Origin of the sequence: Corynebacterium curieae (assembly GCF_027570035.1) — a bacterium.
Classification (GTDB): Bacteria; Actinomycetota; Actinomycetes; order Mycobacteriales; family Mycobacteriaceae; genus Corynebacterium; species Corynebacterium curieae.
Map to the genome: position 1 here is coordinate 1 of NZ_JAKMUU010000016.1, position 9979 is coordinate 9979.

A 9979-nucleotide genomic window follows, 5' to 3' on the forward strand; every position below is an offset into this window, starting at 1 on the left:
CTCAAACCTCCGCATTGCGGACAAGTTGGTGCGCGCCAACTATTTGGCCACGAAAAACGGGGCGCGGAACCTTTCCAAGTTCCGCGCCCCGCGATTGGGCGGCGGGCTTAGCTCTTGATGGAGGTGCCCACGGTGCCGTTCAGGGCCTCGCCGGCGTTCTCCAGCGAGGTGATGATGGCGGTCCGCCCGGCGCCGCCCTCGACGTAGGAGACGCACGCCTCCACCTTGGGCAGCATGGAGCCGGGGGCGAACTGGCCGTCCGCCATGTGCTGCTTGGCCTCGTCGACGGTGATCTCGGTCAGGTCGCGCTGCTCGGGCGTGTTGAAGTTGACTGCCACGTTCGCCACGGCCGTGAGGATGATCAGGTGGCTCGCGCCAACTTGGTCAGCCATGATCGCGGCGGAGCGGTCCTTGTCAATCACGGCGGGCACGCCCTCGAAGCCGCCGCCGTCGCGGCGGACAACGGGGATGCCGCCGCCGCCGGTGGAGATAACCACTGCGCCTGCGTTGACGAGCGAGGTGATGGCCTCGCCTTCGACGATCTCCGTCGGCTGCGGCGATGCCACAACCCAGCGCCAGCCGCGGCCGGAGTCCTCCACGTACGTCTCGCCGGTCTCCTCCATGAGGCGCTTCGCGTCCTCCTCGGAGTAGAAGGAGCCGACGGGTTTGTTCGGGTTGTTGAAGGCCGGGTCATCGGCCTGAACTAGTGTCTGGGTCATCAGCGACGCCACGGGCTTGGCAATGTCCCGCTTGTGGAGCTCGTTTTCCAGCGCCTGCTGCAGGTGGTAGCCGATGTAGCCCTGGCTCATGGCGGAGCACTCGGGGAACGGGATCTCCGGCGTGCCGCCGACCTTCTCGGCCGAATTGTCGGTGGCAACCTTGATCATGCCCACCTGGGGGCCGTTGCCGTGGGTGATGATCACCTCGTGGCCGCCTTCGATGAGGTCGACCAGCGCGGTGGCGGTGCCCTGGATCAGCTCGAGCTGCTCCTGGGGCGAGTTGCCCAAGGCGTTCCCGCCGAGGGCGACAACCAAACGGTGTCCCATGTTGATTCTGATTCTCCTAGCTGAGGGTGGCGTACATGACGGACTTGATGGTGTGCATGCGGTTCTCGGCCTCGTCGAAAACCTTGGACTGCGCGGACTCGAAGACCTCGTCGGAGACCTCCATCTCGGACACGCCGAACTTCTCGGCGATGTCGGCGCCGATGGTGGTCTTCGTATCGTGGAAGGAGGGCAGGCAGTGCATGAAGATGGCGTCGTCGGCGGCCTTGGCCATGACGTCCTTGGTCACGCGGTAGGGCTCGAGGAGCTTGATGCGGGACTCCCAGATGTCGTCGGGCTCGCCCATGGACACCCAGATGTCGGTGTAGATCACGTGCGCGCCGGTGGCGGCCGCGTCCACGTCCTCGGTCAGGGTAACGGAGCCGCCGTTCTCAGCGGCAATCTCCTTGCACTGCTCCACCAGCTCGGCCTTGGGCATCTGCTCCTGCGGGCCGCAGGCGACGAAGTCCAGGCCCAGCTTGGCGCAGACGACCATGAGCGAGTTGGCCACGTTATTCTGGGCGTCGCCCATGAACACGAACTTGAGGCCCTTGAGGCCCTGCGGGAAGTTCTCCTCCACCGTGAGCATGTCCGCGATCATCTGGGTGGGGTGGAACTCCGTGGTCAGGCCGTTCCACACCGGCACGCCGGCGTTGGCGGCCAGGTCCTCGACGATCTCCTGGGCGAAGCCGCGGTACTCGATGCCGTCGTACATCCGGCCGAGCACGCGGGCGGTGTCCTCGATGGATTCCTTCTTGCCCATCTGCGAGGAGCCCGGGTCCAGGTAGGTCACGCCCATGCCCAGGTCCATGCCGGCGACCTCGAAGGCGCAGCGGGTGCGGGTGGAGGTCTTCTCAAAGAGCAGGACGATGTTCTTGCCCTCAAGGTAGCGGTGCGGGGTGCCGGTGAGCTTCAGATTCTTGAACTCTTTGGAGAGCTTGATCAGGTAGCGGATTTCATCGGGGGTGAAGTCGAGTAGCTTGGTGAAGTTGCGGCCGCTGAGGCTGACAGGCATTGGAAACTCCTTTTCGCGTTGGGTAGGGGACAGTGGTAATTCCGTCCACTGTCGATGGTAACGCCGGGGCGGCTGCTTGTTCTATGCCCAACGCGTATGAGAATTATCACTGTTTGCTTATCGACGATCCCCAGCGAACGTCACCTCGCCCCGCAACACCGTCGCGGCGACGCGGGTGCTGAAGGTGTGGCCGCGGTACGGCGTGTTGCTGGACTTGGAGGCGAAGCCGGCCTCGTCCACCGCCCACGTGTCGTCCTCGTTGACCAGGGTCAGGTTGGCCGGCTCGCCCTCGGCGATGGGCCGGCCCTGGTCGGCGAGGCGGGTGATCTCGGCGGGGCGCTCGGACATGACCTTGGCCACCCAGCGCCAGTCGGCGAGGCCGCCCTTGACAAAGATCTCGGCGATGATGGCCAGGGAGGTCTCCAGGCCCAGCATGCCCGGGCGGGCGAGCTCGAACTCGCATGCCTTGTCCTCGGGGGTGTGGGGTGCGTGGTCGGTGGCGACGACGTCCACGGTGCCGTCGAGAAGCGCCCTGCGCAACGCCTCCACATCGGTCTCCTCGCGCAGCGGCGGGTTGACGCGGTAGGTGCCGTCGTAGGTGTCCAGCAGGTCGTCGGAGAGCAGGAGGTGGTGCGGGGTCACCTCGGCGGTGATGTCCGCGCCCTGCTGCTTGCCCCATGCGATCAGCTCGACGGAGCCGGCGGTGGAGGCGTGGCAGAAGTGGACGCGGCCGTGGTAGTCGCGGGCAAGCAGGATGTCGCGGGCCACGATGGACTCCTCGGCGACGCGTGGCCAGCCGCCCAGGCCGAGGCGGCCAGCGTTCTCGCCCTCGTGGGCGCTGGCCCCCTCGGTCAGGCGCGGCTCCTCGCAGTGCTGGGCCAGCAACACGTCGGTACCGCGGGCGTACTCGATGGCGCGGCGCATGACGCGCGGGTTGTCAACGCACTTGCCGTCGTCGGAGAACATGCGCACCTTGGCGTCGGAGCGGGCCATGAGGCCGAACTCGGTGAGCGTCTCGCCCTCTAGGCCCTTGGTAACGGCGCCCACCGGGTGCACGTCGCACAGGCCCACCTGCTGGCCCTTGTGCCAGATGGCCTCGGAGATCACCGGGGAATCGTTCACCGGGGTGGTGTTCGCCATGGCGAACACGGCAGTGAACCCGCCGCGCGCGGCGGCGCGGGAGCCGGTCTCGATGGTCTCGGCGTCTTCGCCGCCGGGATAGCGCAGGTGCACGTGCATGTCCACCAGGCCCGGCAGGAGCACGGCGCCCTTGCCGTCGAGCGTGGAATCCGCCTGGGCGTCCGCGCCCGCGTTGACGGAGGCGATCACGCCGTTTTCCACCAGCACGTTAACAGGCTCGCCCTCGCCGTAGGGGCGGACGTTGGTGATGAGCAGGGAAGTCATGGAAGTCGTCCTTTCGCGGCCCGGTTAGGCCAGATCCTCGTTGGCAAGAAGGGTGTAGAGCACGGCCATGCGGGCGTGCACGCCGGTGGTCACCTGCTGCAGCACGGTGGACTTGTCCTGGTCCGGCACCACGTAGTCCATCTCCATGCCGCGCAGCATCGGGCCGGGGTGCATGACAATCGCGCCGGGCTTCATCGCGGCGGAGCGCTCCTCGTTCATGCCGAAGAGCGCGGAGTACTCGTGGTTGGACGGGAAGAAGCCGCCCAGCATGCGCTCGGCCTGCACGCGCAGCATCATCACCACGTCCGCGTCGGGCAGTTCCGCGTCGAAGTCGGCGGAGGTGCGCACCGGCCAGTTCTCCACGCCCACCGGCAACAGGGTCGGCGGCGCCACGAGCACCACCTCCGCGCCGAGGGTGGACAACAGGTCCACGTTGGAGCGCACCACGCGCGAGTGCAGGCAGTCGCCGCAGATGACAACCTTCTTGCCGGCCACGTCCCCGATGCGCGAGCGCATGGTCACCGCGTCCAGCAGGGCCTGGGTGGGGTGCTGGTGGCGGCCGTCGCCGGCGTTGATCACGCTCGGGCCCTTGCCGCCCGGGGCGACAACCTCGGCCAGGTGCTGGGGCGCGCCGGAGAGCGGGTGGCGGATGATGATCGCGTCGGCGCCCAGCGCCTTCAGCGTCAGGCCCGTGTCCCGCAGGGACTCGCCCTTCTTTACCGAGGAGGTGGAGGCGGCGATGTTCATCATGTTGGCCGACAGTGCCTTGCCCGCGGCCTCGAAGGAGGAGCGGGTGCGCGTGGAGTTCTCGTAGAAGAGGTTGAACACCATGCGGCCGCGCAGCGTGGGCAGCTGGGGCACAGAGCGGCCCTCGAGCGACTCGCGGAAGCGGTCGGCGGTGTCCATCAGGGCGACGATCTCGTCCTTGGACAGGTCAGAAATGCTCAGGAGGTGCTTCACGCTTCTTACGCTTCCTTTCGAGTGAGGATGACCGAGTCGCTGCCGTCAATCTCTTCCAGCAGCACAGCGACCTTTTCTTCGGTGGAGGTGGGCAGGTTCTTGCCCACGTAGTCCGCCCGAATTGGCAGCTCGCGGTGGCCGCGGTCCATCAGGACCGCCAGCTGGATGCGCGCGGGGCGGCCCAGGTCGCGCAGGCTGTCGAGCGCGGCGCGGATGGTGCGGCCGGAGTACAGCACGTCGTCCACCAGCACAACGGTGGCGCCGTCGATCCCCTCGTCGGGGATGGAGGTGGGCTGCAGCGCGCGGTGCGGGCGTCCGCGCAGGTCATCACGGTAAAGCGTGGTGTCAAGAGAGCCGGAGGGGATCGTCTTTCCCCCGTACTGCTCGATCTTGGTGGCGAGGCGCTTCGCCAAGGGAACGCCGCCGGAGGGGATTCCCAGGAGGACAACGCGGTCAGCGTCCGCGGTCTTTTCAATGATCTGGTGCGAAATGCGGTCGAGCGTGCGGTTGATATCCGCAGCGTCCATGAGTTCTCTCATTATTCTGCTCCTTCTCCGCGTCAGTGCGCGGTCCTTAAAGGATCTGTTGTGGCACCCTTTCGGGCTAGGGGAGACGGTAGCACAATGAACTGGCCCCCGAAAGTTGGACTGGTTTAACTCTAGGTGGTTAGGACTTCAAGGGTCTGATTTCGATATTGCATCGGGGTCAGGCCCTTGAGTCGTTGTTGGATGCGTTCGGTGTTGTACCACTGGATGTAGTCGTCGATCGCCTGGTTGAACTCTGCGACGGTGTCGAAGACTTCTCCGTGGTACATCTCGGTTTTCAAGTGGCCGAAGAAGTTCTCCATGACCGCGTTGTCGTAGCAGTTAGCTTTACGCGACATCGACTGAACACCGCCGTTGTCATGAATGAGGTTGCACCAGGACGAATGCTGGTACTGGAAACCTTGATCGGTGTGCATCATCCACCCAGTCTCAGGCGCACACATTTTAATCGTCTGAGTTAAAGCATCGGCGGTAAAGGCTGTCGACGGTGATGTAGCCACGGTGTGGGCAACGATTGAACGGTCGAACAGATCCATCACCGGTGACAGGTAGACTTTGCGGCCTGCGATCCTGAGCTCGGTGACGTCGCTGACAAAGACGGTGTTTGGCTTATCTGGGGTGAACTTGCGGTCAAGTGTGTTCTCGGCAATGTGGCTGATCGTCCCGTTGTAGGAAACATATGGCCTGCGCTGGCGGACCTTGGCTCGAAGCCCCAACTCGCACATGAGTTTGTAGACGAGCTTGTGGTTGACCACCCACCCCTGGTTGCGCAGGTCAAGTAGCACTCGCCTGTAGCCGTAGCGATGCTTGCTACGTTCGAAGCTTTCCCGGATCGCGTCTTTGAGCGCAGCGTGCTTGTCCGGCTCGCTGAGTCGTTTCTGGTGGTAGAAGAACGTCGATCTCGGCATGCCTGCCGCATCCAAAAGGTATTGCAGACGATGCTGTGACTTGAGGATGACAATCGCCTGGACTTTCAGGCGCGTCCCTGATTCCTCAAGTCCCGCAATTTTTTTAAGTAAGCGTTTTCCGCTTCCAACCGTGCGATCTGGCGACGCAGCTTGTCCTCCTCCGTGAGCAGCTTCGGCGCGGCCGAACCTTTAGGCCTGCCTTTCGGCTTCGGTTTTAACGCGTCATCGCCACCTTTACGCCATTTCCACGACCACTGGCTGACTAGCTGCTCTGATGACAGGCCAAATTCACGCGCGAGATCCATCGCTGTCTCACCAGCAAGGTGGCGTTGGACAACTTCCTTCTTGATTTCGAACGAATACTGCTGCTTAGTCGGTTTCTCCACGAGACATAGCCTGCCATGCAGCGTAAACCGCCGATAGAGCATACGGACGGCGTATTTGGAGACATCAAGAGCAGTGGCAGCAGCCTTAAAGCCCATGCCTTGCTCAAAAAGTTCAACCAACTGCTCGCGCTGATGCTCACTCAGCGAACTTCGAGCTCTCAATGAAAACTACTCCCCACTAGTCGGTAACTGATTTTCTCAGTCCAACTAATGGGGAGCAGTTCACCCTCGACCGCCCCTCGATCCTCGTCGCCGCGGACCTCGCCCCCGCGGAAACCGCCACCCTGGACCCGGCCCGGGTCCTCGGCATCGTCACCGAGGCCGGCGGCGCGACCTCCCACACCGCGATCCTCGCCGCCCAGCCGGGCATCCCTGCCGTGGTGCAGGCCAAAGGTATCCTCGGGGTCGCACCCGGGAGCTTTGTAGCTATCGACGGCACCTCAGGCGACGTCATCATCACCCCCAGCGACACTGACACCGCCGCCCTGGCCGAGCGGTCGCGCCGCCGCGCGGCTGCTTTGGCGGGCTCCACGGGCTCGGCGGAGCACAACCACAGGGTGACGCTGCTGGCCAACATCGGCACCGTCGCAGACGCCGCCGCAGCGTCCGGCCTGGACCTGGAGGGCTGCGGCCTGCTCCGCACCGAGTTCCTCTTCGTGGACCGGGAGAGCGCGCCGACCGTGACGGAGCAGGCGGAGATGTATGCGGGCGTGCTCAGGCGTTCGGGCGCCGCCGCGTGGTGGTGCGCACCCTGGACGCCGGCGCCGACAAGCCGCTGCGCTTCGCCGGCCTCGGCGCGGAGCCCAACCCCGCCCTTGGCCGCCGTGGGCTGCGCCTCTCCATGGCGCGCGAGGCGGTCGACGGCTGCGACCTGTGGGTCATGGCCCCTATGGTGGCCACGCAGGAGGAGGCCGAGTGGTTTGTGCGCCGCGCCCGCTCCTTCGGCCTGCCCCAGGTCGGCGTGATGGTGGAGAACCCGGCCGCTGCCTTGACCACCGAACAGCTCCTGGGTGCGGCGGACTTCGCCTCCATCGGCACGAACGACCTGTCCCAGTACACGATGGCCGCCGACCGCATGCAGGGCGAGCTCGCCCCGCTGCTGTCCGTGTGGCAACCCGCCGTGCTCGCTATGATCCGCGCCGCCGCCGAGGGTGGCCGGGCCGCCGGCAAGCCAGTCGGGGTGTGCGGGGAGGCGGGCGGGGACCCGCTTGCAGCTCTGGTGTTGGTGGGGCTCGGGGTGGCGTCGCTAAGCATGGCCCCCTCCAAAATCGGGCCGGTGCGGGCCGCGCTCCGCGGGCACGACCTGGATACGTGCCGCGAGATGGCGCGCCGGGCCCTCGCCGCGCCCACGGCGGCGCAGGCCCGCGACGCAGCGCACGACCTGCTCTGATATCCGAGGGCAATTGCTGTAAGAATAATCACCCTCTCGCGGTGCCTGTGGCGCATGGTGGCGGGTTTACACTTATTCCTGTACCGACCACTCGCCTGGGACATTCGCCCCGGGCACCTAGCCAGGGAAGGACTAACACCGTGACCACGGCAGCTCCCCAGCAACAGGCCCCTGAGAAGAAGAAATTCGAGTTCCCGTCGGCCTTCACCATTCTCTTTTTCCTCACCGTCATCGCGGTGCTCTGTACCTGGTGGGTGTCAGCCGGCTCCTACTCCAAGGTGGAGTACAACGAGGGCGCCAGCGACCTCGTCGTCACCGCGCCGAGCGGCGAAACCAGCGACATGCCCGCCACCCAGGAAACCCTGGACCAGCTGGGCGTGCCGATCAACATCGACAGCTTCACCGGCGGGGACATCACCAAACCCGTCTCCATCCCCGGCACCTACGAGCACGTTGACCCGCACCACGCCGGCTTTATGGACATCCCGCTCAGCATGGTGCACGGCACCATCGAGGGCGTGGACATCATCGTGTTCATCCTGGTGCTCGGCGGCCTCATCGGCGTAGTGCGCGCAACCGGGGCGTTCGAATCCGGCTTGTTCGCGCTGACCAAGAAGACGAAGGGCCGCGAGTTCATTCTCGTCGCCGCGGTGTCGATCCTCATGGTGATGGGCGGCTCCTTCTGCGGCCTCGAGGAGGAGGCGGTGGCGTTTTACCCCATCCTCGCCCCCATCTTCATCTCGCTCGGCTTCGACGCGATCGTTGTGGTTGGCTCGGTGTTCCTCGCCGGCTCCATCGGCTCGGCATTCTCCACCATCAACCCGTTCTCGGTCATCATCGCCTCCAACTCCGCGGGCATTAAGTTCACCGAGGGTATCGGCTGGCGTGCCGCCGGCGCGGTGGTGGGCGCGATCGTGGTGATTACCTACCTGTACTGGTACGCCAAGAAGATTAAGAAGGACCCCTCGGCCTCCATCGCCTACGAGGACCGCGAGAAGTTCAACGCGCAGTGGCAGCTCGACACCGCGGAGGAGGACATCCGGTCGTTCGACCTGAAGCAGAAGGTCATCCTGATCCTCTTCGCCGCGGCCTTCCCCATCATGGTGTGGGGCGTGATGAGCCAGGGCTGGTGGTTCCCCACCATGGCAGCGTCCTTCCTCATCATCACGATCATCATCATGATCCTGTCGCTGTTTGGCAAGCACAAGCTCAGCGAGGGCGAGGTAGTTGAGGCCTTCTCGCAGGGCGCTTCCGAGATGGTGGGCGTGGCCCTGATCATCGGCCTCGCCCGCGGCATCAACTTGGTCCTCAACGAGGGCATGATCTCCGACACCATGCTCGACGCCGCCACCCGCCTCGTCTCCGGCATGCACGGCCCCGTGTTCATCCTGATGCTGATGGTGGTGTTCTTCTTCCTCGGCTTCGTGGTGCCCTCGTCCTCCGGCCTCGCCGTGCTGGCGATGCCGATCATAGCCCCGCTCGCGGACTCCGTGGGCATCCCCCGCTTCATCGCCGTGTCCGCCTACAACTGGGGCCAGTACGCGATGCTCTTCATCGCCCCGACCGGCCTGGTTATGGCCACGCTGCAGATGCTGCATATCAAGTACTCCCACTGGTTGAAGTTCGTCTGGCCGATGGTGGTGTTCATGTTCGTCTTCGGCGGCGCGATGCTTGTCGCGCAGGTGCTCATCTACAGCTAGGGCCGGCGCCCTCCCCCCGCCCTCGGCGGGGCAAGGAGTGGTTCACAGAGACGTACCGGCTACCGTCGCCGTAGATGAAGTGGAGGTGCGACGCCTCCCGAACGATGCGCAGGTAGCCGTCCGTCACCAGTGAATGGCACGCGGAACACAGGGGCAGCAGATTCTCCAGATCTGTGTGGCCCCGTTTTCCCATTCCTTAACGTGGTGGACCTCGATGAAGCGCGTGTGCGTGCACCCCGGCGCTCGGCACGCCGATGTTGTTGGGCAAGTAGGCGTGGCCAGGGTGGTTTTCGGGGTGGTGCGGGCGATGTGAACGATGCCCGTCAGCGCCTGCACCAGCTTCCGGCCGATCGGCAGACCGTACCCGGATACCGTCTGCCACGGAGCGCACGCCGCCTCCGCCGCCCAGTAGCTCGTCGACGCCGTTGTACGCGATCTCCCCGATCTTTAACGCCGCCGGTAGTACCCGGGTTGCTTCTCGACGTCCTCCCCGCCGGTCTCGCCGTACGCGGTCAGCGCAATCTCGAGCTCGTGGTAGCCCAGCTCCCGCTCGTTGGCATTATAAAAATGCTTCCCACAGGCTTTCTATCAGCGGAAACGGCGCCTATAACGTGCGTGTTTTTTGCCC

Annotated in this window: 7 protein-coding genes and 1 pseudogene; 2 read left to right on the forward strand and 6 right to left on the reverse strand. The window is 64.9% G+C overall.

All coding sequences use genetic code 11. The annotated features are described in order from the left end of the window. Nucleotides 1–107: 107 nt before the first annotated feature. The 6 genes from arcC to L8V01_RS11735 all read right to left on the reverse strand — a co-directional run bounded on the left by arcC (nt 108) and on the right by L8V01_RS11735 (nt 6423). Nucleotides 108–1046 (reverse strand): carbamate kinase, encoded by a 939-nt coding sequence (arcC, locus tag L8V01_RS11710; RefSeq protein ID WP_269947158.1) that lies wholly within the window; start codon nt 1044–1046, stop codon nt 108–110. A gap of 16 nt (nt 1047–1062) precedes the next feature. Then, nucleotides 1063–2058, reverse strand: coding sequence for an ornithine carbamoyltransferase (argF, locus tag L8V01_RS11715; RefSeq protein ID WP_269947159.1), 996 nt, complete (start codon nt 2056–2058; stop codon nt 1063–1065). A 117-nt stretch (nt 2059–2175) separates the two neighbouring features. After that, on the reverse strand, nt 2176–3462 hold the full coding sequence (locus L8V01_RS11720) for a dihydroorotase (protein WP_269947160.1): 1287 nt from the start codon (nt 3460–3462) through the stop codon (nt 2176–2178). A 24-nt stretch (nt 3463–3486) separates the two neighbouring features. Then, nucleotides 3487–4422, reverse strand: a complete 936-nt coding sequence (locus L8V01_RS11725; RefSeq protein ID WP_239208128.1) for an aspartate carbamoyltransferase catalytic subunit — start codon at nt 4420–4422, stop codon at nt 3487–3489. A gap of 5 nt (nt 4423–4427) precedes the next feature. Then, nucleotides 4428–4985: a bifunctional pyr operon transcriptional regulator/uracil phosphoribosyltransferase PyrR gene (gene pyrR / locus L8V01_RS11730; RefSeq protein ID WP_239208176.1), complete on the reverse strand. Its 558-nt coding sequence runs from the start codon at nt 4983–4985 to the stop codon at nt 4428–4430. 95 nt (nt 4986–5080) lie between these two features. Beyond that, a protein-coding gene (locus tag L8V01_RS11735) for an IS3 family transposase (RefSeq protein WP_394371668.1) occupies nt 5081–6423 on the reverse strand; the annotation gives its coding sequence in 2 pieces (ribosomal slippage) (nt 5081–5982 and nt 5982–6423; 1344 coding nt in all). Between the two features lie 122 nt (nt 6424–6545). Between L8V01_RS11735 and L8V01_RS11740 the strand changes: the two are divergent. Continuing rightward, nucleotides 6546–7651, forward strand: a pseudogene (locus L8V01_RS11740) (putative PEP-binding protein). A gap of 140 nt (nt 7652–7791) precedes the next feature. Continuing rightward, nucleotides 7792–9351 (forward strand): YfcC family protein, encoded by a 1560-nt coding sequence (locus L8V01_RS11745; RefSeq protein ID WP_269947161.1) that lies wholly within the window; start codon nt 7792–7794, stop codon nt 9349–9351. Nucleotides 9352–9979: the final 628 nt, after the last annotated feature.

Excerpts from the sequence above, each read along its gene's own strand:
- arcC (WP_269947158.1), bottom strand. The coding sequence starts at position 1,046 with ATGGGACACCGTTTGGTTGTCGCCCTCGGCGGGAACGCCTTGGGCAAC.
- argF (WP_269947159.1), bottom strand. The coding sequence starts at position 2,058 with ATGCCTGTCAGCCTCAGCGGCCGCAACTTCACCAAGCTACTCGACTTC.
- L8V01_RS11720 (WP_269947160.1), bottom strand. The coding sequence starts at position 3,462 with ATGACTTCCCTGCTCATCACCAACGTCCGCCCCTACGGCGAGGGCGAG.